The following is a 23,805-nucleotide window of genomic DNA, read 5'->3' as shown; positions in this document are numbered from 1 at the left end:
ACGTGTTGTGGGCATTGCTGCGAGACAGCCGCGAATTCAGCATGGAAAACCCGATCCCGGTGGCCACGGCGGCTTGACACGGTCATTGAGAGTCCTTTCACTTCGTTGTGGTGGGGTGCAGGGGTACGGCCAGTACCGCGCGGACCGCCGCGGCGAGGCGTTGGCGCACTGCGGTATCGGGGCTCCGGCTGCCGCGCAGCAGCAACGCGGTGGGCAGTTCCACCACGCAATCACGGATGACGGCGACGGCCTCACGGTCGGCGCGGTCGAACACGCCGCGCGACAGATTTACGAACAGCTCGGTCAGGGTCTGATCGAGTCGGCGTAGTTGCTCGGCGATGTCGTCGGGGATCTCGCTGGAACCGAGGAGCTCCCGGCGGGGCACGGTCAGCAGAAAACGCCCCGAAACCGGCTGCTGCACCAGGAATTCGGCAGGGGCGTCGGCGGCCGCGACGACCGCCTCGACGGCACCCCCGTGCGCCAGTGCACGATCCGCGGCCTCACGCTGCAAAGTCAGAAACCGCTGCGCGGCGCGCAGCCAGACACGTCCCATCAGCCCGGCGCGGGAGCCGAAGGCGTGATAGATCGCGCCATTGGACACCGACGCGGCCTCCGAGAGCGCGCGGACGGTGACCGCGGCGGGTCCGGAGTCGACTGCCAACCGTTCTGCGGCATCCATGAGCTGATCCAGGGCGTGTACACGAGGGCGGGGCATGGCTGGAGCATAACAGAGCATTCGCTCCGTAACTACGGACAGTCTGTCGATGTTGAATTTCCCAGCTGAGGCGGAAGCCCGCACGCACCGCGTTCGCGGTCCCTTCGAAGACCGGATCACCCCGAGCGGAAACTGCCAGGACAGCGGTCGATACGGCGGAGATGCTGTGCGGCTCAGTCGGAGAAGACCGACCAGCAGATGCTGTTGCGCCGGGCCTGGTCTTCGAGGACCAGGGCGCGGATGGGGTCGGTGAGCTGGTCTCGCTGCCAGTCACGCTCGATCCGGCCCGCCTGGGGATTGCCGGGGTGCGCGCTTCGAACGGCTTTGATCGCGTAGGCGGCGGCACCGAGGTCGTGTTCGGCGACGTGTCCAACGCATGCGGCTTGTCCGGCGGCGTAGGCGGCGAACCGGGCCGCGCCGGTCAGCGGGCGGGCGGCGCCCATCGCGTGTCCGCCTGCTGCCCGGGCTTGCATCATCGGCATGTCGCCTCGCGCCCACGCTCTGGCGGCGGCGATGGCGTCTCGTGGGCGTGGATCGTCGGGCTGTTCGTGCTCGAAATGGCCGAGAACGTGCTCGGCGCATGCCGCCGCCCACAGCGCGAGCAACTGATGGTCGGCATCGGTCAGGCGGCCACCCCGACGGATCGTCACCATTCGGGGGTCTCGGACCTTGGGCAGGATCATCGCCGCTCCGCCCCTCGCTCGTGCCGCGGTGACGGGGTGCGCTCATCTCGCAGGCGGTGGTCGAGTTGGTGCACGAGCTGGCTGACCCGGTTCGCGCCGGCGCCGATCCTCGGATAACGACGGAGGACGTCGATCACCAGTGGCGTCGCGAGGTCGACGATGCGCTCGACCGAGTCGCCGTATTCGTCGCTGGGGCGCAGCTCGAATACTCGGATGGTGTGCGCAGACGCGCGCAGGATGTGGTTGACCTGAGCGGCATCCGCCAGCGGATGCAGATACGCCGACGCGGCGGCATCGCCCGCGGCCATCGCGGCGTGAAACGGCACGGGCGCCGCCGCTTCTCGCCCAGCACGGTGGGCGGCAGGTGCCGTCACCCGCTGGGCGCGAGAGCGGTCGTCTCCGTGGACGAACGCGGCTGCGGCGGCGAGCGCGTCGCGGGGTCTGCTGTCATCGGGGTGACATGCCTCGAACAGCGGAAGTACCTGCTCTGCCGAGGTCATGGCAAAAGCCGTCACTGCCCGGATCTCGTCCATGGTCAACGCGAAGTCTGGGGTGCGTTGCTTGCGCCGGAGGGGAGGCTCTGACCGGAGGTTCATACCCTCCGATCGTATCCTTGAACATCCGGTTGAACGTTATGGCCATATAACCAGGGGATTCGACCGTAAACCCTCAAAGTGATGCCACGGCAGCCGCGAATGACCGGACAGCCGAAACGAGCATCCCCACACCTGAGACGGGCCCACCCGTCCAGCGCGCTTCCACGCCATCGGACCACCGACCCCTGGTCGGAGGTGTCTACGGTCAGCTTCACGTTCGGGTTGAGGACGCGCAGGAGCGCTTCGAAGTCGCCGCCCAGGGAAGGCTCGGACGATTTCTCGATGATCACGACCGAGGCCCGTCGGCTGATCTGCGGCTTTGACGTTGCGACGAGCCCGGCTGGCGATCATCTTGGTGGCCTCGGTCGATCTACCCAGGACCTCGCCGATTTCCTGGAATGTGAAACCGACTGCGTGCCCGCAGGTGTCGGCGGACAATACCGTCGATATCCGCTGATCCAGGCCCGTTCGCGCGGTGCCTGCTGCTTGGAGGGCAGTCGGGATGTTCGTAGAGCCGCTGTCGAGGCATCGCTATTTTCGGACCGCCGACCCCGAGGTGGCCCGGGCGGGGATGAGCGGCATTCTGCGTGAGCACCGGCTCGATCCGAGCGCCTCCACCATGGAGGCCAGCTGCAATGTCGTCCGGTACGGCGATGTCGGCCTGGTCTACAAGCATTACGGGGTCCAGGTTCGGATCCGGACCGAGCCCATCGAAACCTTCCGCCTGGTTCAAATACCGCTGGCCGGGTGGGCCCGGGTGCTCAACGGGACCGCGGATATCGCCTCCGACCCTGCGGTGGCCTCGGTTCCGGACCCGGACGCGCCCCTGGACATGAACTGGCACGAGAGCAGCAGGCAACTGCTCGTCCGATTCGACCGTGCCGCGTTGGACGACCATTTGCGGCGGATGCTGGGCCGGCCGCCGGATCGTCCGCTGCGGATGGCCGTCGCCATGCAATTGCGGTCACCGGCCGCCCGGACCTGGTTCGAATCGCTGCGCATGCTGCAGGCCGACGCCGAAGGCCCCGGCCTGTTCCTGGATTCGCGGCTGCGGCCGCAGATCGAGCAGCTGATGATGTCCCAACTCCTGCTGGCCCAGCCGAACAGCTACACCGAGCTCCTGCTCGACGACGCACCCGGAAAGTCGACGCCGCGTCCCATCCGCCTGGCCGAACAACTCATCACCGACCATGCGCACGAAATGCTCACCATCACCGACATCGCTGAGGCAGTGGGACTTTCGGTGCGGAGCCTGCAAGAGGGCTTCCGGCGATACCTCGACACCACACCGACGGCGCGATTGCGTGAAGCCCGGCTGGTGGGCGTGCACATCGCGCTGGCCGCCGCGGACCCCACCATGACCACGGTCGCGGCGGTGGCCGCGGACTGGGGGTTCTGGCATCTGGGCCGTTTTTCAGCCCTGTACCGACGGCGATGGGGTGTGCCGCCGTCGGTGACGCTGCGCGCCTGAAACGCCGCGCCGCGCCGAACCCGCCGCGCAGCCCGGATAGAACTCGCGCGAGGTGGATAGTCGCGGGCGGTCCGGTCCACCCATCATGAGTGCGGCGCATTTCCGCCGCACCGATACTCGATCCCATCGGCTTCGAAGGGTCAATCATGTTCTCACTCACATTGTTTCGCCGGCTCAGCGTCGCGGCGGCGGCTACCCTCGCGGTCGCTGGATACGGCGCAGCCCTCGCGCCGGCACCGGCGTCGGCGGCTTACGACTGCCCGGGCGGACTGTTCTGCGGCTACGACCACCGCAACGGCACCGGCATGTTCGTGCAGGTCGACAGCAACTGCCTGCTGCACGACATCGGCAACGAAGGAAATGGAGATCGTCTGAGCTCGTACTGGAACCGCACCGGGAAGACGGTCGGCGTCTACAACTGGACCGGTCAGGAGTGGCAACTGCTCGTCTCGGTCCCCGACAACAGCAAGGGCAATGTGCCCGCCGACGGTGACAACAAGGCCGATGCCCTGTGGGTCTGCGGCTGAGTTGAAATTTGCAATACTCGGTAAACCCTCTCGGCGCGCAGCCGGGAGGTGTACCGACCGTCCGCGGGCGACGACGTCAGGTCGCGGACAGGCAGACTATTCGCCCGCAGGTGTGGTGGATCGTCTAGACTCCTATACACAGCTACCGGTTCGGGATGTTCTGTCTCGGCTCGGCGTGTGAATTCGCGTCACCGCTTTCTCCTCTCTGTTTCGGATGAAACTCATACGGTAAGGAGCGGTACATGACTGCACAATCCACGACGATCAATGAGCCGTCTCTGCAAGACAAAATCACATACCAGCTGTGCGAGTACGCGAATCTGGTCAACAGCATCAGCAAAGAAGACGGCAACCTGGAGGACACCCTCGCTCAGAAGATCCAGCAGTATCTCGACACCAACCGGGACGTCATCGGAGGGTGGGAGATCGTCTGGGGTCCGGGAGTCGCGCTGTTCGACACCGACTTGTACGCGGTCAACGCCCTGTACATGGCGCGAAGCACAGAGGATCGCTCCCGGTACGTGATCGCGATGGCCGGCAGCACCGATGCACTGGTGTTCGACTGGCTCGTCGAGGACTCCTTCATTCTCCAGACGCCGTGGTTCGCGAATAATGGCGCCTGGCACACGATCGGCACCGCTATCGGGGTGAAAACCCTCCTCGATATCAAGCCCTCAGGCCAGCGTCCCGGCGCCGGTCACACGTTGCCCGAGTTCCTGAGTTCGCTCGGCGACAAGGCGATCGACCTGACCGTCACCGGCCACAGCCTCGGCGGCGCCCTGTCACTCACGCTGGCGCTGTTCCTGCGCGACACCCAGTGGCTTTGGGACAATTCCGAAAAAGCCAGGATCAGCGTGCTCTCGACCGCCGGACCGAGTTTCTGCAATCAGGAATTCGTCAACTACACCACCCAGCGCCTGCAACGAGTTCGGCGCTACGCCAACGACCTCGACATCGTCCCGCACATGTGGAACCCGCCCGATATCGATGGCGCCAAGGCTCTCTACTCCAAGAACAATCAGCCTGCTCCCGGTGGTATGCAGGTTCTGTTCGAGGTGCTCGAGATACAGGCATCCGTATCAGGCCAATACGCACACTTCGACCCCGCCAGCGGCGTGTTCCACGGCACGTTCAACGATAAGATCAATCAAACGCAAGGCTCGACGCCGGATGATTTGTACTTTGCGCAGGTCGGGTACCAGCACATAGGCGGCTACCATGAGTTCTTCGAAATCGGAGGCGTGCAGTGGCCGCAGGGCGTCGTAGCCCTCCCGCCGGTCGGCACCGACGCCGTGATGCACCGGGTCTCGGCCTTGGCCGGTCTACCGCTCGGCGACGGTGCCGGAAAGGTACTGGCGAACCATCGGCCGGCGACCGTCCCGCTCAACGGACAGCCCGTGGAGCTGCCCACCGACCACGAGAGCCCCGAAGCCAAGAACTTCGTGGACCGCGTCACCGCCGAGTTCAACCCCACCTCCGCATGAACTGATGTCCCGTGCCCCGCTCGGTGGCACGCGAACTTCGATCCGGTACAGCGCGAAAGGGCTTCAGCGGGACAGGACGTGGCGGTCGATTCCGGCAGGCAGTCTCGGCGACTACAGGTAAGTCGACGAGGTCCGGCGTCGGCAGTCGGCCGCCACGACTAGCCTGTGTCTCCCCATGATTCGAGCCATTCGACGATGAGGGCCAGGACGAATCCGTATGCGATTGGCGACCTGGTCGCGGCATTGGGGAATCACAGTTCGAATGTGTTCGCGGTACAAGAGAGTTCGATCCGACGCTGCGGCATCGCATATGCGGCCGAGGTCGGAATCCTGCCCGTCCCAGCAAGAGCACTCGCAGCCTGGGATCGCAGTCCGGGCCTACTCCCTGGGACTGCCCGCGATAAATCGGCGTCGAAAGCTGTGAACTCTTTTGAACCCGCAAACTCCTGCAAATTCTCCGCGTCTGAGAACGGATGTTCTCCAGACTGGAGGTGTTGGGTCTGGCGGCTGGCCGGCCGACACCACCCGCCAGGCCCAACCCCGCGACATCGGCTGCACGCCCTGGTCGAGCTCTCGCCGACATCTCAGTCCTTCGGCGCGGAGTTGATTGTGTCGCCGTACCAGCTCAGATCCGAATTCTCGGCGACCTCGAAGGCCTCGAAACGATCGTCGGCCACAACCGCGTCGATCAGAGCCCGTGAGCCGGCGACGATCGTGGAGTCGAAGTCGATCTCGCTGGCCACGACCCATGCGTGGTCGGCGGGCCAGAGCAGCTGGGGCGTCACTCCGGGGAAGTCGGTCGTCCATCCCAGACCCGCCGCATGCACCCAGCTGGGGTCGGCGAGTTCGGAGAGGCTGGTGTCGAACAGCATGAAGTCGCGTCCCGGCCACCGCAGGAAAGGCCCGGTCCGGACCGCTCGTCTGACCTGTGGCGCGACAGAGGCTGCCAGCTCGGCGTCGATTCGAGCTCGCTCGCGCTCGAGGTTCTGCGGATCGCCATCGGTGGACGCGACGAACACCGTACCCGAGGATGTGTTCAGCTCGCCGAATCCATTCCACACTCCAGCCGTCACCTCTTCCGGTGCCTCGGTGGCTGCGCGAAGGTGGACTGTGAGCGCGGCCAGCAGGCTCGGGTCGAACCACCCCTCGACGGTCTGGCCGACTCTCCAGCCGTCATCGAACGACATCGCCGCTTCGTCCTCATCGTCGGTGAGGTTGCGCCACTGCACCAGCGGATGCATCACTCTGCCGTTGCGCACGGCGACCTCGGCCCACGGCCACTTCACCTCCTCCACGATCTCGGGATTACCCCACTCGTCGGTGACCGTGACATCGCGGCGAGTCGCCTCGACCGGGTGCAGGATCCGCGCATAAGCCTCGAAACCGGTACCAGCGACGCCTCCGACCCCGTGTTCGCCGACGCGCGCCAGCAGCCACCCACCACGCTCGAAATCCGTTGTGAACTCCACCCAGCCAGCCTAATGAGCCACGCCTGTCGGGCAGCTCTGTCTCTGGACGCTGAGTAACACGCCAAGGGGACGCGCGTAACCGACACGGCCCGAGTCCGAATCTTACTGAGTCACCCCTTCGGGCGGTTGTGATCGTCCTCGATTGGCGTGTCGGGACACACCGCCACGTCACCCGTTACCGTTCGGAAATCGAGCACGATGGACTGCCCGGCGGTTGGCGGGTAAGAGTTCCATGGGGAGCCCGGTATTGGCGTAGCCGATCGAGAGGACTTGGCCTTGAGTGATCTTTCTCGCCGTGACCTGCTCAGGACGTCGACGGCCGTCGGCGTAGGAGCAGTCGTTGTTTCGGGCCTCACAGCCGCAGACACGCCGGATATCGCGGACGCAAGCGTCCCGGAAAAAAGCCCGGGATGCCCGCCCGCGACGCTGACCGGCCACATCGTCCGACCCGGTGACGTGTCGTACACGGAGGCCCGACTCGGCTGGGACCAGCTCTTTTCGCACTATCCGTTGGTCATCGTCTTCGCGCAGGACACCCAGGACGTGGTGAACGCCCTGACGTGGGCGCGGCAGCACAACGTCGCGTTGCGGGTACGCAGCGGCCGCCACGCCCTCGAGGGCTGGTCGAACGTCGACAACGGCATCGTGATCGACGTCAGCCGGCTGAAGTCCGTCCGGATCGACCCTGGCGCTCGTATCGCGACGGTCGGCGCCGGGCTGAACCAGCTGGAAGCGGTGACGACGCTCGCGAAGCAGAATTTCGCGATCACGACCGGAAGCGAGGGCAGCGTAAGCGTGTGCGGTGCGACGCTCGGCGGTGGCCTCGGGCCGCTCAACCGCTGGCTCGGCATGGCCTGCGACAGCCTGATGGCGGCCGAGGTCGTCGTCGCGTCGGGTGACGACTGCGCCGAGGTGATCAACGCGGACTCGCAGCACCACTCGGACCTGCTCTGGGCGCTTCGCGGCGCGGGCAACGGCAACTTCGGGATCGTCACCCAACTCACCTACAAGGTGTATCCGCTCGAGCATCTCGCCTATGTGCAGGCGACGTGGGATGGACTCGGGGACCTGTACGGGGTCTTCGAGGCGTGGCAGCGTACGGTACCGTCCGCCGACAGCCGTCTGGGATCCGAGCTCGAGGTCCACAAGTCCCAGATCCTGCTGTCCGCGTGGCTCGTGGAGGGGGCGGCGGCACAGGCCACAGAGATGCTGGCTGCGATCCTGTCGGTCGGTAGCCCCGATGTCACGGTGCAGGTCGGTAATTGGGGCGATATTTTCGCGGGAGCCCAGGTCCCGCTCCCGCAAGAGCCCGCGAACTGGAAGTTCTTCTCGCAGTTCGTCAAAGAGCCGTTCCCGAAGGAGGCGATCGACATCATCGGCGACTTCATGCGGAACGCTCCCACAGAGGACAGCAACTACTTCGTCGATGCCTTCGGTGGGGCGATCAAGACGGAACCCCCTGGCGGCACGGCGTTCGCGCATCGCGACGCGCTTTTCTACGGTGAGATCGGCGCAGCTTGGGGGACTCGTTCCACACAACCAGGCGTCAGCGACCCGCTGACCTCGCAGGCCCAGGCCTGGACCGCCGAGTTCAGCCAGGCGCTGCGGCCCTACGCGGACGGCGCCTACGTCAACGTACCGAACGTCGGAATGCAAGAGTGGGGAACCGCCTACTGGGGCGGACAGCACTTCGAGCGGCTGCGCACGATCAAAGCGAAGTACGACCCTCACAACGTTTTCCAGTACGAGCAGAGCATCCCGCCCGCATCACACTGATCGACACTCAGTAATGACAGTTCCGCAGACCCGGACCGACCCAACCCATCTCCGCGAGCTGCCGTGACATGCCGGCCTGTCCTGAAGGTTCATCTTCGACCGGCCAAATGCTCGTCGAGTACCCGCGCGATGATCGGCAACACGTGTCGTGCGGTCAGTTCGTCGTGGGTGACTCGGATATCGTGATCGACGATCTCGCCGGTCACGTAGGGCCGCCATCCACCGGGGCCCGAGTTGCCGGATGCGTCGACGGTTGCACTGAAATACACTGCTTCCCCGTTGAATACGGGACGATGATATCCGGTTCTGATCTGTGCCACTATGTTGTACCACCGCGTCAGACGCTCGATTGTGCCCGCGTCGATCGGCGAAACACCGCCCAGTCGGGCACGAATCAGATCGGCGGCATCTTCTGCGGACGCATCGGCGGGCACACCACGAATACCCAACATCGGGCCGAAAGTACTGACGAAGCCGCCAGCGGAAAGCTGCTCGATGCCGTCACCATCGGTGTCCGCGGAGTCCGTGTCGAGTAGCGCGAGAAGTCCTACATGCTCACCGGCGTTCCTCAACTTCGTGGCGATCGCGTGCGCGACGAGCCCGCCGAACGACCACCCGAGCAGGTGGTATGGACCCGTCGGCTGCAGAATCCGGATCTCGTGGATGTACCGATCGACCAACTCTTCGATCGATCGCGCCAGTGCTTCGCCACCGCCCAGGCCCGGCGCCTGTAGCCCATAGATCGGCCTGCCCGGCGACAGCACATCCGCGAATCCCGAGTAGGGCCAGGCGACTCCGGAGGACGGGGACACGCAGAACAGCGCGGGTTCGGTGCCGTCGAGCCGGATCGGCCACACGACGTCGAGCATAGGTCCGGCGTCGACTGGAGGCAGCTCATCGGCCATACGCCCGGCGGCCGCGGCCAATGCGGCGATGGTGCGGTGCTGGAACACCTGAAACGGCGTGCGGTGGACGCCCCGCCGCTCGGCTCTGGATACCAGCTGGAGAGCGAGGATACTGTCGCCGCCGAGAACGAAGAAGGAATCGTCGGCGCCGACTTTGTCGACACCGAGCAGCTCCGCGCAGATGTCGGCGAGAATTGCTTCGGCAGGTGTCGAGGGTGGTCGGTACTCGGCCTGCCCGTTCGCGAATTCAGGTGTGGGCAAGGCGGTCCGATCGAGCTTGCCGACCGCGTTGAGCGGAATCGTATCGAGCACGACGAACACGGAAGGGACCATGTACGCGGGCAGGGTAGCGGTCGCGACCATACGCAGGTGCGCGGCGTCGGCCGTGACATTCTCGGCAGGCAACACATACGACACCAGTACGGTTGCCCCTGTCGGCCCGGCGCGGCCTATCGTCACCGCATACTCGACCTGTTCATCGCGGCACAGCACGGAATCGATCTCGCCGAGTTCGATCCGCAGGCCGTGGATCTTCACCTGGAAGTCGTTGCGGCCCAGAAACTCCAGTTCGTATGTATGGTCGGTCCCGATGACCCATCGCACCATGTCTCCGGTGCGGTACATCCGCTCCCCCGGCTGGCCGTAGGGATCGGCGACGAAGTGTGTCGCGGTCGCCTCGAAACGGCCGAAATAGCCGCGGGCGAGCGCGGGACCGGCCAGGTACAGTTCACCGGCGACGCCGACCGGCACCGGACGCAACCAGGTGTCGAGCACCATGGTCGCGGCGCCACGGATCGGCCCGCCGATGGTGATCGGCGCTGCCGCGGCGAGATCGCGGTGACAGGTCGCCCAAGTGCTGAACTCTGTCGGACCGTACAGGTTCACCATCCGACGCTCATTCGACCACCGCTCGATCAGTTCAGCCCTCGCGGGCTCGCCCCCCACAGCAAGCACCCGCAGCTGATCGAGTCCGCCAGGATCCATCGTGGCCAGTACCGACGGCGTGATCGACGCATGGGTGACCCGTTCGGCGCGCAGCAGTCGATCCAACTCTCCGCCCGCACATACGTCAGGCGGCGCGATCACGAGTTCGCCGCCCGCGCCATGTGCTGTCAGCAGTTCGAAGATCGACGCGTCGAAGCTCGGTGACGCCACATGCAGGACGCCGACCGCCGGATCCAAGTCCAGTGACTCGGTCAAGTCGGCCACCAGATTCGCGAGCCCGCGATGGCTGACCAGCACAGCCTTGGGTTCGCCGGTGGAGCCCGAGGTGTAGATCAGGTACGCCGCGTGGTCGATGCGGATGGGACTCCCACGCTCCGCGTCGGTGATCGGTGCTGCGGAGACCTTCTCGACCCGGCGGCGCGTATCGAGGTCGTCGAGCAGCAGCCAGTCGATGGTTCCCGGTAGCGTCTCGCGGGTCACCGTCACGCCGATCTCCGCCTTCGAGTCGACCAGGATGTGCTCGATCCGCTCGATCGGATAGCAAGGATCGAGCGACACGAACGCCGCGCCGGCCTTGGCGACTGCCCATACCGCCACCACCGATTCCAGCGATCGACCGAGAGCAAGCACGACGCACATTTCCGGCCGCGCGCCTCGGCGCAGTAGGACGCGGGCAAGACGATTCGACCAGGCGTCGAGCTCGCCATAGGACATCGTTGTCTCGCCCGCGCGAACAGCGATGGCACTGCGGTCGATCCGTGCTCCGGCACAGAGAATTTCGGGCAGTGTTCGCGGCGGCATCGACGCCGGTCCACGCACCGACAGCAGCGTGGCGCGCTCCGCGTCGTCGCAGCACTGTAGCTCGGACACCAGCGCCTGTGGGTTGCCTACGAGTTGAGTCAGGAACCGGACCAAGCGATCCAACAGTAGGCGCGCTGTCTCCGGCACGAACTGGTCGGCGTGGTACTTCACGCTGATCCGCAGCATGGCCTGCCCGTCACTGCCGGGCAGCGGAATTACCATGAGATTCAACGGATACGGCGTGGCATCGGTGCCCTCGATGTCGACTACCCGCATGCCCGCGATGTCCGGCAGCACCGACAACGCGCCTCGGTCGAGCGGATACGACTCGAAAACGGTGAGAGTATCGAACAATTCGGCCAAGCCCACCGTCTTGTGAATCGCGGCGAGCCCGACTTGCTGATGATCCATCAGCCGTGCCTGTTCACTCTGCATGCGAGCCAGTAGGTCGGCGACCCGCTCCGCGGGATCGAATCGTACGCGCACCGGCAACGTATTGATGAAAAGACCAACCGATTCTTCGACACCGGCCAGCTCGGGTGGCCTGCCCGACACCGTCGCGCCGAATACCACGTCGGATCGGCCCGTCAGCACGGCCAGCAGCATCGCCCAACCCGCCTGCACTATCGTGTTCGCCGTGGTGCCCGAATCGCGCGCGGCCATTTGCAGACGTGCGACGATGTCCGGGGACAGGTCGGCGGACACCGTCCCGGTCCCTGTCGCCTCCGTGCCGGTCGATGTCGAGACCGCCCGTGTCGGGATGTCGATACCTGCCAAGTACTGTGCCCACGCGGCGGTCGACGCAGCATGATCCTGCTGGCGCAGCCAGGAGAGGAATTCGCGGTAAGAATGCGCGGGCGGCAGCGCGGAGGTGTCGCCCGCAGTGGCATAGAGCGTGAGTAATTCCCGCACCAGCAGCGCAGTCGACCAGCCGTCCAGCACAAGGTGATGGTTGGTCAGCACGAACCGGTACTGCGCGGGAGCGGTGCGCACGAGCGTGCAGCGCACGAGCGGCGGGCGGGTCAATTCGAACCGGCTGCCCGCGTCCAGGGCGATCACCCGGTCGAGTTCTCGCTGTCGTTGCTCGGCTTCCGCGATTCCGGTCAGGTCGATCTCCCGCCAGCAGATGTCGGCGTCGGTGACGACGAGTTGGCGGGGCCCTTCATCGGTCTCCACGAACGCGACCCGCAGGATGTCGTGCCGTGCCACCAGTGTCTGCGCGGCGGAGCGTAGTCGCGCGGTGTCGACGGTACCCGTCAACGTGAGTAGCGACTGCACCGTATAGACGTCGGCGCCTTCGGGATCGTACAGCGCATGGAAGAGCAGGCCATGCTGCAATGGTGACAGCGGCCAGACATCGGTGAGAGTCGGATAGGTGCGTTCCCAGGCGTCGATCTGCGCCTGCGTCACCGCGACGAGGTCGAAGTCGCAAGGAGTGTGTCCTCCGGCTCCTTGGCTGCCGCTGTGATCGGCCAGTGCCCGCAGCGCGGCTGCCCAGAGACCGGCGAACTCTTCGACGTCTACGGCCTCGAGCAGCCGAGCTGCGTATGCCCACGTCACTTCCAGCCCGGCGTCGGTCAGGGCGGCATTGATATCGACGACCGCGGCCAGCGGCGCTCGCTCGTCCCGTGTTGCCGCGAAGCGTTGCGGCAACCAGGACCCGGCCTCGCTGTCGGTCGGCACCCGGCCCAGATAGTTGAAGCTGATCTGCGGGGTCGGCGCGTCCACGAGCGCATTCTTGGTGTCGGCGTTCAGATACCGGAGCATGCCGAAGCCGACACCCTTGTCGGGCACCGCGCGTAACTGTTGCTTCGTGGTCTTGATCGCGGCGCCCGCCGCGGGGCCACCGGTAAAAGCGTCTGCGAGGTCGATGCCCGTCAGATCGATGGCGATCGGATGGACCGTGGTGAACCAGCCCACGGTGCGCGCGACATCGGCGCCGGGCAGGACGGCCTCCGTGCGTCCGTGGCCCTCCGTGCTGAGAAGCAATGACCTTCGATCACGCCAGCGGCATGCCGCCATCGCGAGCGCGGTCAGCAGCACATCGTCGGCACCGCAGTGGAAAAGGTCCGGCACCGTGGTGAGTACCGAGTTCGCGACATCCGGAACGATGATGGTCCGGAAAGTCCTCGCGGTGGCGGCGATGTCGAGGGCCGGGTCCCAAGCGCCCGTGCCGATCGGCGGATCGGGCGTCGCCAAAATGTTCTGCCAGACCGGCAGTTCGGCGCTGCGGCCTGCCGCATGCTCGACTTGTCCGTGCGCCCAACGCCGAAACGAGGTGCCGACCGGAGCCAGGGCGAAGCCCATGGCCGCGGTCGCCAGATCCGGCAGCAGGATGCGCCACGACACCGCGTCGATCACCAGGTGATGCAGCACGATCCAGCACAAGGAAGGAGCATTCGCTCGTTCGATCAGCACGAAGCGTGCGACGACTCCGGCCTCCGGATCGAGCAGGTCCGCGGCAGCTTGCAATTCGTCATCGAACGTCGGATCGCCATCGCGATCGGCGCTCACGATGTCCACCAAGGTGCCTGCCTCGACCGCACCGGCTGGTGCGACAACCCATTCCCAGCCGTGGTCGGTGTTTCGCGTCGAGGAGCGCAGTAGGTCGTGATGGTCGAGAAGCACTTGCACGGCCTCGACCAATCGTGTGTGGTCCACGTCGGCCGGTAGACCGACCAAGACCGCCTGGCCGAGCCTGCGCCAGGTCTGTCCTTGGTCCAGCATCGCGTGCACGATCGGTGTGAGTTCGACGGCGCCGACGCCACCGCCGGGCAGCTCGCGTGCCACCGGAGTGCGCGCCTCGGTGGCCACCGCTGCGAGAGCGGCAACGGTTTTGCGCTCGAATACATCTCGTGCGCCGAAGCCGATCCCGGCGGACTTCGCCTTCGAGACCAGTTGAATGGCCGAGATGCTGTCGCCACCGAGTGCGAAGAAGCTCGCGTCGACGCCCACCGAATCCAGCCCGAGAACCTCGGCGAACAGCGCGGCCAGCGCCTGCTCCCGTGGGGTCGAAGGTGGTCTGCCCACAGGCGCGTGCGAGCCGAACTCTGGTTCTGGCAGTGCCGTGCGATCTACCTTGCCCAGCGGTGTCAGCGGAATACTGTCCAGTATTACCACCGCGGCGGGCACCATGTAGGCCGGAAGCGCCTTGTCCGCAGCCGCTTTCAACGCGTCCACAGAGACCTTGGCACCTGGTTCGGGCAGCACGTACGACACCAGCGCGGTGGAACCCGAGTCGGTCTCCTTGCCGAGGGTGACCACGAAGTCGACGCCGGGGTGCTGTCGCAGAACGGCATCGATTTCGCCGAGCTCGATACGGAAGCCGCGCACCTTCACCTGGAAGTCGCTGCGACCCTGATGATCCAGCTCCAGTCTCCCGGAACTCTCGGTCCAGCGAGCCAAGTCTCCGGTGCGGTACATCCGCTCGCCGCACGCGTAAGGGTTCGCTACGAATCGGCAGGCAGTGAGGCCTCTACGCTGATGATAGCCGCGCGCCACACCCGCCCCGGCGAGATAGAGCTCCCCGATCGTCCCGGGAGCCACCGGCCGCAACCAGGAATCGAGCACGACCGCTGAGAAACCGCGACCCGGACTTCCGATCGTGACCGGCCCAGCGGGTCTCAACGCGTCGCTCAAGGTCGCCGTGACCGTGGTCTCGGTGGGCCCGTACCCATTGAGTACAGAACGACCGGACCACCTGGCCACCAACTCGCCTGGGCAGCTCTCACCACCGACAACGACAGTGCGCAGGCTGGGTAGTGTCGCCGGGTCGAGAGATCCCACGACCGCCGGTGTGGCGTCCAGGTGGGACACACCTTCCGCGCGCAGAACCGCCGCCATCTCTTCACCGCCGTACGCCGATGGCGGAACAACGACGAGCGTCGCACCGGCGGCGAAGCTGACCAGGATCTCTTCGACCGAAATATCGAAGCTCGGCGAAACAACGTGTGCCATCACGGAATCCGCGGCGACGCCGAAACTCTGCGCGGAGTTGGCGACCAGATTCGCCAAGCCACGGTGTGTGACCAGCACGCCTTTGGGCAATCCGGTCGACCCTGACGTGTAGATCATGTAGGCGACCTGATCCAAGAGCACCGCAGCGTGCCGCACCGTATCGTCGACCGCGGCCGCACTCTGCTCCGCGATGTCCCGGCCGGTCTCGTCCTCGTCGAGGATCAGCCAGTTCACCCGATTCGGAAGCAGACTTCGCGCGGTCGTTACGGTAAGGCCGATGCCGACGCCGCTGTCGTCGACCATGTGCTCGATCCGGTCCGAAGGGTAGGTCGGGTCGATCGGCACGAATGCGGCGCCTGCCTTGGCCACGGCGAGCATCGCGAGCACGGAATCGATCGAGCGCGGAATCGAGATCGCCACACCGCGTTCCGGCCCGACACCGGCGGCGATCAGGATGCGTGCCAGCCGGTTGGTGTATTCGTCCACTTGGCGGTATGTCAGCCGAGCTGACCCGCTATGGACAGCGATCGCTTCGGGGTCGATTCCCGCACCCGCGGCGAGAATTTCGGGGAGCGTGCGCGGCGCGACGCCCGTCGGTCCGCGTGCCGGTGCGAGTTCGGCGAGCTCGTTATCAGGTACGACGGGAATCGTGGACAGTGCCGCGTCCGGTCCAGCGGTGAGGAACCTGCGCAGGAACCGCAGAAATCGGCTGTGGTGAGTGATCAATTCGGTATCGCTGTACAGGTTCGCGTTGCCCTGGAAGTCGATGTGGGTGCTCTCGCCTCCAACGCCCGGATACAGATTGACGTAGAGGTCGTCGATCAGCCCGGAGGTCAGCACATGCGCTCGTCCGGTGACCGCACCGAGTTGAACCCTGGTGTCCACCATCATCAAATTCACCGACGGACCGAAGGTCGCTACCTCGTCCATCGGCCAACCGAGGTCGCGGAAGATGTCCTCTTGGCGGTAGCGCTGCCGCCGCAGCGCGCCGGTCAGCTCAGCCTGTGCTGCCCGGATCAGTTCACCGACGGTCGTGGTCGGCCGCAAGCTCAGTCGCACCGGGACGACGTTGGCGATCATGCCGCCGGAGCGTCGCATCGTCGCCGTCGTGCGCGCAGAGACCGGCAGGCTCAAGACCACCTCTGGAGCACCGGTGATCGCAGCCAGATAGGCGCCGAAGGTTGCGACCACCGTAGGCGCCACACCGGATGACGCCGCCTTCGCGACCATCTCCAGCAACGCAGCCGTTTCCTGCGTCAGCGCCGCGGCCACACGTCTGGGATGCGCGTCCACTTCGGCGGTACGGCCCGCCAGACTCACCGGGTCGGCGATCCCGTCCAGGTGCCGAAGCCAATACTCCCGGTCGGCCGCGAAACGGTCGGAGCTGCGGTACGCCTGATCGGCATCGACGATCTTCCTCAGGTCCTCGGCCTGTGCGGCAGGGGGCGGCCTCCCCTCGATCGCCGCGGTGTAGAGCTCGCCGGTGCGTCGCGCCATGGCCGAGACCCCCATGCCGTCCAGCGCGATGTGGTGCATCCGCCAGTAGCAGAACCAGCGGTCGTCGGCGATCCGCAGCATGACGACACAGGCCAACCGGTCATTCATCAGATCGAGGGGCGCCGAGTATTCGTGGCGCATCCAGGCATGAGCCGCGCCCGCGGGATCGCGCTCACCTCGGAAGTCGACAACGCGTGCACGATCGTCGAGCGTGGTGTCGACGCACTGGAACGGATAACCGTCGCTTTCTATCAGGCGCAGATACCCGGTGCCGAACTCGCGCCCGGCTTGGCGCGCTGCCGGGGCGAGCAGGTCGAGGTCGATCGATCCCGCCAGGTCGACGTACTGGGCAATAGAGATCGGGACATCGCCTGCGACGTGCTGGGCGAACCAAATTCCGCGTTGGGCCGCCGAGAGCGGGAAAACTCCGTCGGACAGCCTATTGCCGGTAGCGATCGGTCTAGCGGAAGACTGTTGCATGACAAGACCTTTATTCTGACCGGTGTAGCCACTCGGGCCATTCCTCACGATCAAGCACTACAGATGTCGTATTCCTTTTCTGTCAGTCTGAGCCAGGCTCAGGACGGCGGCCGCGCCGACAGAGGTTCCGTCGACGCATCGGCCGCAGTCCGGGATGTAAGACGGCAGACGTCGACCGCTCGTTTCGGAAAGCCGTATACGCCGCGACTTGCTGGGTACCGCCGGATCGGCGGCAAATGTGAACAGCCCGCCGACATCACGGTGCACTGGCGGACCGCTGATGATCGACTCGTTACCCACGATGAAGCTCAACTCGAGCGAGTTGGCATCTGCCCCTGCTAGCCGGACCAGCGCGGTGGCATCGACCGCCGCGACTGGCTTCGCGAGCGGCGGCATGCAGAGGTTGTCGGCGAGCGACGCGGTCGGTGCGTGCATGTCGTATCCCAAGGCCACAGCCAGGAGGTCTGTTGTGCACCCCGACCATGGCCTCCAGCAGGGACTTCAACGATAACTCCGAAGCGAGCGCCGGTGCAGGCTTTCGGTCGGCGGAACTCACCACTTTCTCGACCTGCCTCGACGCCTGCACGGCGGTTCCGCGCCATCACGTGCTCAGCTGCCGATGACCGACGACCAAGTCCACGGGTCACCTGGACCGCCGCCGACCCCAGCGACGCAGTCCTGATCGGTGTGGTGTACGACGACGCCGCGCGCTGGCCGGACGGATACACGCCCCCGCTCCGGTGATGAAAATCCCGCCCAGGCCAGCCACCATTCTTCAGGCCCCGGTTCCCCCCGGGACCATGCATGCCGGCGCACCAGCGATCAAATCGCATTGGGTCTCTACCGTCGCCGCCTCGGCGGCAGTTGACGCGTCTTACGCGACCGGCGCGACAAGGTGGCCGCTACGGCCTATTGGCACGGAGATGCTGTTAGCTGGAAAGTTGCCATGTGATTACGTTGGCGGTCGAGCACTGTCCCGTAGTGAACAATCGCAACGTGGGTATGCGCGCGCCTAGGAGCAGGTGATGAACGCCGATACCGGACCGATGCCCGAGTCGGAGGATGCTGCACACCCGCCGCGTGAAGGAGATTTGGGCTCGGCGGCATCGGATCGACAGCCCGACGCCGAGCCGACGCGCCAGGGCGCACTCGAGGTCGCTGGCCGGAGTGGCCGATACACGCTGTTCGCGGCACTTGTTGCGGCTGTCATCTCGAGTGTTGTGGCTGCGGGTTCGGCGGTCTACGTCAACATCGCTCAGTCTGATAGGACCGTCCGTATCGAGACGGATAAAGCTGTGCGCTCCGATCGCCAGAAGGTCTATGTCGACTGTGCTACAACGTTATTCGCGCTTTTCGAACAGCTTGGCAGGATACAGGGAAAATTGATTGCGCACACAAGTCGGGAAGAGGTCAAACCTGAGTTACCCGAATACTCTCGCGTGGGTATTCGTGTTCTGGGTCAGCTGGAATTGGCGATGATGGTAGGGAGCCCTGCGATGGCGGACGTCGCGGGTCGACTCGCCGAGCGTTATATCCGATTCAATCAGGACGAATGGGTCACTTTTGCGCGGAAATATTTGAGTTTTGGCGCGCCGAACGAGTCGGATATTGCGGAGTGGGAGCATGATTCGGCTGCAATGGTCAAATCTATCAACGATTTCGTCGCCGACTTGGATCACATAAATGTGGAATTGATCAAGGCCGGGCGCGATGACCTATCCGCAAACCGCTGAGCATCAAGCGACGCTCACGAAGATGTGTCAACCCGGCTCTCGGGCCGAACTCGTAGCCGAGCGCGAGGGCCTCGTCGTAGAGGCTCTGGTAGTCCTCACCGGCGAGCTGTTGCCGCGGTTGACCCATTTGGGCGATGTCACCGAAGATCCGGCTCTTTCCGTCGAAGGACGCAGCCCGCCTCAGGGCACCCCGGGCTACGGGCGTGCGTCACCCACTGGCTCGGGATGGGGTGGGAAGTGGCTCAGCCTCGTCGGAGCCGCGGTCGAGCAGCTGCGGGTCGTGGGCGTTGACCAGCAGAGCGGTTTCGGCGGCGGCCCACAGCTCGCGCAGGCGCGCGTGGTTGGCCTCGACCTTCTGCCAGTCGTAGGAGATCACGCATTCCATCGCGGTGATCGCGCGCGGCGTCGATCCGTTGCCGTCGAGCTGCCCGTATCGACCGCCACGGCTGCATGCTCGCGGCTGTGGCCGGGCGGGTTGATCGGCACGATCCAGTAAACCCACAACGTGGGAAATATGCCAGAGTGGAAGCCATGAACCCCGCACCCGCGACGCCGCCCGCCTCGACCCGCCAGGCCTCGGCCCGTCGCGGGCGTCCACCGAAGGCGCAGGGCCTGCTCTCCCGTGCGGCGATCCGAGAGGCAGCTCTGGCGGTGATCGACGCCGAAGGTGTCGGTGCGGTGAGCATGCGGTCGGTCAGCCGCTCGCTGGGTGTAGACGCCAAGAGCCTCTACCACTACGTGCGGGACAAGGACGACCTGCTCGACGCGGTCGCCGAATACCTGCTCGAGCAACTGCGTCCACCGGAGGAGACCGGCTCGCTGGAAGATGACCTCCGAGCATGGGCGCATGAGTTCCGCAGGATCACCCTCGCCCACCCCCAAGCCGCCACTCTGGTCCTGACCCGCCAGCTCTCATCGACCGCCGGCCTGGCTCCGGTCGAGGCCGCTCTCGCGGTACTGCGCCGCACCGGCTGCAGCCCCGAGGACGCCGTTCACTTGATGCGCGCCTTGCTGGCCACCTTGATCGGAACCTTGCTGCGCGAAGCCTCCGCCGGGCCCACCTACGGCACCGCGGACCCCGGCGAAATCGCCGAACGGCAGAGCACCCTCGAGTCATCCGGACTGCCCGAGGTCCGCCTTGCCGCTGCCCACCTCGCCCGCTTCGACCGCGACCGCGAGTTCGACTTCACCGTGGACCTGATCGTGGGTCTGGTCAGCGCACGCGTGGGTGGCGTCGGCGCGTCGGCAAACAGCCAGAACAACTCCGAATGGTCCGCATAGTTGGCAAGAGTCCACGCCTTGTCGATGAACGGGGCCGGAACACTCCCTGTCCGTCATGTCGATCGGTGTTCGCCAACTACATGTTCGCTCCGAGGACACGGTGGTCACCTAACGTCAGGGCTCCGAAAGGCCTGGCCGCCCAGCAGGCGGCGGATCTCCTGGTCCGGGTACGGGGTGCTCCGGCTCTCCTGCTGGAACGCGCGCATGAATGCGGACATCGCCGCGGCGATCGGCGCGTGCCGGGTGATGACCGTGGCGGCCTGCCCAGGGATGCCCTCCGGCGGCTTGCCCTCGGCGAAGGCGCGCACCATCGCGGCGCGCGCCTCCCGGTCCTCCCGCCGGAGCCCGTACAGGGCGGTGAGCAGCCAGTTCACCAGATAGGTTGCGGTGTAGCCGCGGTCGTAGCTCTGGTGCTGGTCGAAGAACGCGGCCTCCTCCGGCGAGAGGTCGAACGCCGAGGAGAGCGAGAGGCCGTAGTCGCCGAAGTAGAGGCATCGACCGTCGGTCAGGATGTTCCAGAAGTGCGCGTCGAGGTGCAGCAGCCCGCGGCTGTTCATGAACGCGGTGCCGGCGGCCAGTTCCCGCTCGACCATGGCGCAGGCCCGGTCGGTGGCCTCGTCGCCCGCCTCGATCTGGGCGTTGAGCCACTCGTGCAGGTTCTGCGGGATGTATTCCAGGAACAGGGCGATGCTCGCCGAAGAGTTCTGGAGGGCCTCGATCCGGTGGCGTACCTGCGGTCGGCCGTCCCAGTAGGCGACGGCACGGTCGATGTCGGCGAGCTCCTCCGGCAGCGGCGTCGTGTCCGGCAGCACCCGCCAGTGGTACATCAGCGGGAAGCCCTCGTGTTCGGCGGCGAGCACCCAGTTCGTCGTCATGGTGTGCACGGCGAGTTCGCGCCAGGCTCCGAAGCCCGGCCCGCCGATGAGGCCGACGCCGTACTGGCAGAAGAGCGGCATGTCGAACAGGTTCGCCGTTGACCGGACGTGCTCCGGCTGCCGTTCCAGGTCGGTGAGGGGCACTCGCTTCACGAAGACCGGGGTTCCGGCGACCTCCAGCAGCGCCGACTTCCCGCCGATACCGGCGCCGATCGGCGTGGCCGTGTCCACGAGCTCACGCAACGCGGGATCGCTGTGCAGCGCCAGGGCCGTGGAGACGGCGCTGTGGGCGTGCAGACGCGCCGGGCGCGCCATGTCGCGGGTCGTCGCCGCGCCGCGGGATATCGCTGCGCCCGGTGAGGAGGACGTCACTGCGTCAAGGGAGTTCGCTGCGGTCTCCACGTGGGCGCCGACCTCGATTCAGCCATGGCCACGCGGTCGTGCCTGCGGCCTCCGGAGCGGGCAGGAGGCCGGTCCGGAGGAGCACCCGACGGCGGTCCCGGCTTGTCCCCCCGAAACCGCACTCTACGTCACGACCTCCATGTAGGCGTCAAGCAACGGTCCGAGGCTACGGGGCCGCTGCTTTCGACATGTCGCCGATCCGCAGCACGGCCACGGACCATACGGTTGTCCGACTGCACTCGGAGATACGCACAGCGCCCGTCGCGCCGCATACCGCCGCGCTGGTCCGGCATGCAGACTCCCCCTGACCGGGAACGTCGCCCTCGGGCCGAGACGTGCCTCGCGTGCCAGGATGACGCGATGAGCACCGTGTTCAGGCGGCCGGTCAGCGAGGAAACCGTGATTCTGTTCATGGATTACGGGCAGTTCCGCATCGACGGTGGCGTCGAGAGCCCGGTCGAGGAACTCGAACTGCTCGACCGGGCGCTGGCGGCGCATCCGTTCGCCTCCGATGGGCTGGCGGTGGTGGTGTTGAGCCCGCACCAGAACAACTTCCATATGCCGGTAACGGTTCAGGTATGGGACGAGCGGCCGCCCGGCGATCGCGCCGAGTGGCAGCAAGTGTGTGAGACGCGGTTGCGAGTCGGACCGGAGGGCACACTGTGCCTGTCTTCGCCGACCGACGGCGCGGTCGACTGCCCGGTTCCGGAGGGCCAGTACCTGATCGAGATCAGCGGCCGTGGATTCGTCAACTACGGCTGGCCCGGGTCGACCGAACCCGGCGATGTGTGGCGTATCCGGCTCTGGCCGGACGACGGCAGCGAACCGCTCCCGGCCATGCAGTGGAACATGCCCGGATACGGTGTGCCCGAGAATGTCCCGCTACCCGAGGTCACCGCGTCGGTCGACGCGGAGGAATGGGTCGTCGTAGTCGACGACAAAGGCTCTCGCCGCCTGCACATCGACGAACTACCGGCGCAAGCGGCCGCTTTCCAGCGGCAGCGTTGGGGCGGGGAGCCGATACCCCCGCTGGAAGATCACCCGGGCGCGGAAGACCTGGCACGCCATGACCGCGCGATCGCCGAGGCGATCGCCACCATGGGTGATCCCGAGTTGCGGCGCCTGGCGCGCTGGTCGGCGGCCCAAGCCTGCGCGAAAGCAGGCCTCAGCGACCGGCCATGGGTGCGGCCCGCCTTGGCGGCGCTGCGGGACGGCCGACCGCTACCGCCCCCGTTCGACGACGTAGACGCGGCCATGACCCGACTGCACGACGAGGACTTCGGCCCGCCGGATGACGAACACGTCGGCGCAGTAGAAGCAACGATGGTTCTCGGTTCGGCCGGCACGACGGCGAGCTCTTTCGATCTGGGTCCGATCCACCGTCCGTCCTTCGCACTGCCCACCATCATCGACGCGAACCGACCCGACGCCCTCGATGCCGCGATGACGACCCTGTACGCCACGGGATTGGTCTTCGGCCCCGAGGTGGACACGCTGTTCGCCGCGCTCAGAGCGGAATTCGGGATCCGGTGAGCCGAACGCCGAGGACGGATCCGTATGGTGGGATCCGCAGCAGTGACTGCTGTCGGATACACCGCTGGCCTACATTTCCGCGGTAGTCTGCAGTGTTCTGACACCTGGCTCATGGCACAGCCGCAAGTCCCCGCTCGGCCCGCCGTGTTCCATTACGCTGACCGGGCGGACGTCATGGCTGTCAGCGATGCGTGAATTAGCTGTATTCACAACAATTTTCGGTAGAGAGGGGAAAGCCGATGCATGAGGGTGGCTGTCTGTGCGGGCAGATCCGGTTCCGCGCCTATGCCGAGGCCGGATGGCCGCACCTGTGCTCGTGCCCGCACTGCCAGAAGCTGGCCGGCGGGCCGGTCACAGCCTGGGTCGATTTCCCGCTCGAGAAGTTCGAATGGACCGGTGCGGGCGGTGAGCCGACCTGGTTCGCAACCTTCCCGACCACCAAACGCGGCTTCTGCCCCAATTGTGGCTCCCTCGTCGCCGCGATCGACGACGGCGGCACCGCCATGGGGATCACGATGATGGCCCTCGACGACCACAGCGCGCTCACCCCGGTACACCAGTCCTTCAAACCCCACGCGGTGCCGTGGCTGCCGGTGATCGAAACCGTCGACGGTGGTTCGTAGTCCTGGGCGCTCACCGCGCCGAGCAGGTTTTCGGCCGGTCGTGGCGGCCGAC

16 protein-coding genes are annotated in these 23,805 nt (G+C 65.9%); 8 read left to right on the top strand and 8 right to left on the bottom strand.

The window, feature by feature from the left end; translation table 11 throughout:
* Positions 1 to 97: 97 nt before the first annotated feature.
* From ACIA5H_RS32945 to ACIA5H_RS32935, 3 genes are all read right to left on the bottom strand, one after another.
* Positions 98 to 715: a TetR/AcrR family transcriptional regulator gene (locus tag ACIA5H_RS32945; protein WP_397079757.1), complete on the bottom strand. Its 618-nt coding sequence runs from the start codon at positions 713 to 715 to the stop codon at positions 98 to 100.
* Between the two features lie 173 nt (positions 716 to 888).
* Positions 889 to 1,398 (bottom strand): putative immunity protein, encoded by a 510-nt coding sequence (locus tag ACIA5H_RS32940; protein WP_355078110.1) that lies wholly within the window; start codon positions 1,396 to 1,398, stop codon positions 889 to 891.
* Positions 1,395 to 1,994 carry a putative immunity protein gene (locus ACIA5H_RS32935; RefSeq protein ID WP_397079755.1) on the bottom strand — a complete coding sequence of 200 codons (600 nt, stop codon included), beginning with the start codon at positions 1,992 to 1,994 and terminating at the stop codon, positions 1,395 to 1,397. The genes ACIA5H_RS32940 and ACIA5H_RS32935 overlap by 4 nt, the downstream gene beginning before the upstream one ends.
* 571 nt (positions 1,995 to 2,565) lie before the next feature.
* Here ACIA5H_RS32935 and ACIA5H_RS32930 point away from each other — a divergent pair.
* The 3 genes from ACIA5H_RS32930 (at position 2,566) to ACIA5H_RS32920 (ending at position 5,476) form a co-directional block, all read left to right on the top strand.
* Positions 2,566 to 3,465 carry an AraC family transcriptional regulator gene (locus ACIA5H_RS32930; protein ID WP_379252305.1) on the top strand — a complete coding sequence of 300 codons (900 nt, stop codon included), beginning with the start codon at positions 2,566 to 2,568 and terminating at the stop codon, positions 3,463 to 3,465.
* An 89-nt stretch (positions 3,466 to 3,554) separates the two neighbouring features.
* Positions 3,555 to 3,992 carry a peptidase inhibitor family I36 protein gene (locus ACIA5H_RS32925; RefSeq protein ID WP_379252303.1) on the top strand — a complete coding sequence of 146 codons (438 nt, stop codon included), beginning with the start codon at positions 3,555 to 3,557 and terminating at the stop codon, positions 3,990 to 3,992.
* A gap of 242 nt (positions 3,993 to 4,234) precedes the next feature.
* Positions 4,235 to 5,476 (top strand): hypothetical protein, encoded by a 1,242-nt coding sequence (locus tag ACIA5H_RS32920; protein ID WP_397079752.1) that lies wholly within the window; start codon positions 4,235 to 4,237, stop codon positions 5,474 to 5,476.
* Between the two features lie 584 nt (positions 5,477 to 6,060).
* Here ACIA5H_RS32920 and ACIA5H_RS32915 read toward each other — a convergent pair.
* Positions 6,061 to 6,945: a hypothetical protein gene (locus tag ACIA5H_RS32915; protein ID WP_355078115.1), complete on the bottom strand. Its 885-nt coding sequence runs from the start codon at positions 6,943 to 6,945 to the stop codon at positions 6,061 to 6,063.
* Between the two features lie 456 nt (positions 6,946 to 7,401).
* Between ACIA5H_RS32915 and ACIA5H_RS32910 the strand changes: the two genes are divergently transcribed.
* Positions 7,402 to 8,721 carry an FAD-binding oxidoreductase gene (locus ACIA5H_RS32910; protein ID WP_397079750.1) on the top strand — a complete coding sequence of 440 codons (1,320 nt, stop codon included), beginning with the start codon at positions 7,402 to 7,404 and terminating at the stop codon, positions 8,719 to 8,721.
* Between the two features lie 89 nt (positions 8,722 to 8,810).
* On the opposite strand, the gene ACIA5H_RS32905 is transcribed toward ACIA5H_RS32910, so the two are convergent.
* On the bottom strand, positions 8,811 to 17,306 hold the full coding sequence (locus ACIA5H_RS32905) for an amino acid adenylation domain-containing protein (RefSeq protein WP_397079748.1): 8,496 nt from the start codon (positions 17,304 to 17,306) through the stop codon (positions 8,811 to 8,813).
* Between the two features lie 57 nt (positions 17,307 to 17,363).
* Complete coding sequence (locus tag ACIA5H_RS32900; protein WP_397079746.1) at positions 17,364 to 17,741, bottom strand: hypothetical protein; 378 nt, start codon at positions 17,739 to 17,741, stop codon at positions 17,364 to 17,366.
* A 590-nt stretch (positions 17,742 to 18,331) separates the two neighbouring features.
* On the opposite strand from ACIA5H_RS32900, the gene ACIA5H_RS32895 reads away from it, so the two are divergent.
* Complete coding sequence (locus tag ACIA5H_RS32895; RefSeq protein ID WP_397079744.1) at positions 18,332 to 19,039, top strand: hypothetical protein; 708 nt, start codon at positions 18,332 to 18,334, stop codon at positions 19,037 to 19,039.
* Between the two features lie 208 nt (positions 19,040 to 19,247).
* On the opposite strand, the gene ACIA5H_RS32890 is transcribed toward ACIA5H_RS32895, so the two are convergent.
* The gene (locus ACIA5H_RS32890) at positions 19,248 to 19,541 is read right to left on the bottom strand and encodes a hypothetical protein (RefSeq protein ID WP_397079742.1); all 294 of its coding nucleotides are present in this window, start codon (positions 19,539 to 19,541) and stop codon (positions 19,248 to 19,250) included.
* Between the two features lie 29 nt (positions 19,542 to 19,570).
* Between ACIA5H_RS32890 and ACIA5H_RS32885 the strand changes: the two genes are divergently transcribed.
* Complete coding sequence (locus ACIA5H_RS32885) at positions 19,571 to 20,320, top strand: TetR/AcrR family transcriptional regulator (protein ID WP_397079740.1); 750 nt, start codon at positions 19,571 to 19,573, stop codon at positions 20,318 to 20,320.
* Between the two features lie 104 nt (positions 20,321 to 20,424).
* On the opposite strand, the gene ACIA5H_RS32880 is transcribed toward ACIA5H_RS32885, so the two are convergent.
* Positions 20,425 to 21,567, bottom strand: coding sequence for a protein kinase family protein (locus ACIA5H_RS32880; protein ID WP_397079738.1), 1,143 nt, complete (start codon positions 21,565 to 21,567; stop codon positions 20,425 to 20,427).
* 390 nt (positions 21,568 to 21,957) lie between these two features.
* Here ACIA5H_RS32880 and ACIA5H_RS32875 point away from each other — a divergent pair, with 390 nt between their 5' ends.
* Positions 21,958 to 23,130 carry a hypothetical protein gene (locus tag ACIA5H_RS32875; RefSeq protein WP_397079736.1) on the top strand — a complete coding sequence of 391 codons (1,173 nt, stop codon included), beginning with the start codon at positions 21,958 to 21,960 and terminating at the stop codon, positions 23,128 to 23,130.
* A 239-nt stretch (positions 23,131 to 23,369) separates the two neighbouring features.
* Positions 23,370 to 23,753, top strand: a complete 384-nt coding sequence (locus ACIA5H_RS32870; protein WP_379252293.1) for a GFA family protein — start codon at positions 23,370 to 23,372, stop codon at positions 23,751 to 23,753.
* Positions 23,754 to 23,805 lie beyond the last annotated feature (52 nt).

This window comes from Nocardia sp. NPDC051900, from assembly GCF_044452545.1.
GTDB classification, from domain to species: Bacteria; Actinomycetota; Actinomycetes; order Mycobacteriales; family Mycobacteriaceae; genus Nocardia; species Nocardia sichangensis.
This window is presented reverse-complemented; position numbering and strand designations above follow the sequence as displayed.

Coding starts and splice junctions, on each gene's coding strand:
- ACIA5H_RS32895 (WP_397079744.1), top strand. CDS start 18,332: ATGAACGCCGATACCGGACCGATGCCCGAGTCGGAGGATGCTGCACAC.
- ACIA5H_RS32930 (WP_379252305.1), top strand. CDS start 2,566: ATGAGCGGCATTCTGCGTGAGCACCGGCTCGATCCGAGCGCCTCCACC.
- ACIA5H_RS32940 (WP_355078110.1), bottom strand. CDS start 1,398: ATGATCCTGCCCAAGGTCCGAGACCCCCGAATGGTGACGATCCGTCGG.
- ACIA5H_RS32920 (WP_397079752.1), top strand. CDS start 4,235: ATGACTGCACAATCCACGACGATCAATGAGCCGTCTCTGCAAGACAAA.
- ACIA5H_RS32935 (WP_397079755.1), bottom strand. CDS start 1,994: ATGAACCTCCGGTCAGAGCCTCCCCTCCGGCGCAAGCAACGCACCCCA.
- ACIA5H_RS32900 (WP_397079746.1), bottom strand. CDS start 17,741: ATGCACGCACCGACCGCGTCGCTCGCCGACAACCTCTGCATGCCGCCG.
- ACIA5H_RS32870 (WP_379252293.1), top strand. CDS start 23,370: ATGCATGAGGGTGGCTGTCTGTGCGGGCAGATCCGGTTCCGCGCCTAT.
- ACIA5H_RS32945 (WP_397079757.1), bottom strand. CDS start 715: ATGCCCCGCCCTCGTGTACACGCCCTGGATCAGCTCATGGATGCCGCA.
- ACIA5H_RS32885 (WP_397079740.1), top strand. CDS start 19,571: ATGAACCCCGCACCCGCGACGCCGCCCGCCTCGACCCGCCAGGCCTCG.
- ACIA5H_RS32875 (WP_397079736.1), top strand. CDS start 21,958: ATGAGCACCGTGTTCAGGCGGCCGGTCAGCGAGGAAACCGTGATTCTG.
- ACIA5H_RS32905 (WP_397079748.1), bottom strand. CDS start 17,306: ATGCAACAGTCTTCCGCTAGACCGATCGCTACCGGCAATAGGCTGTCC.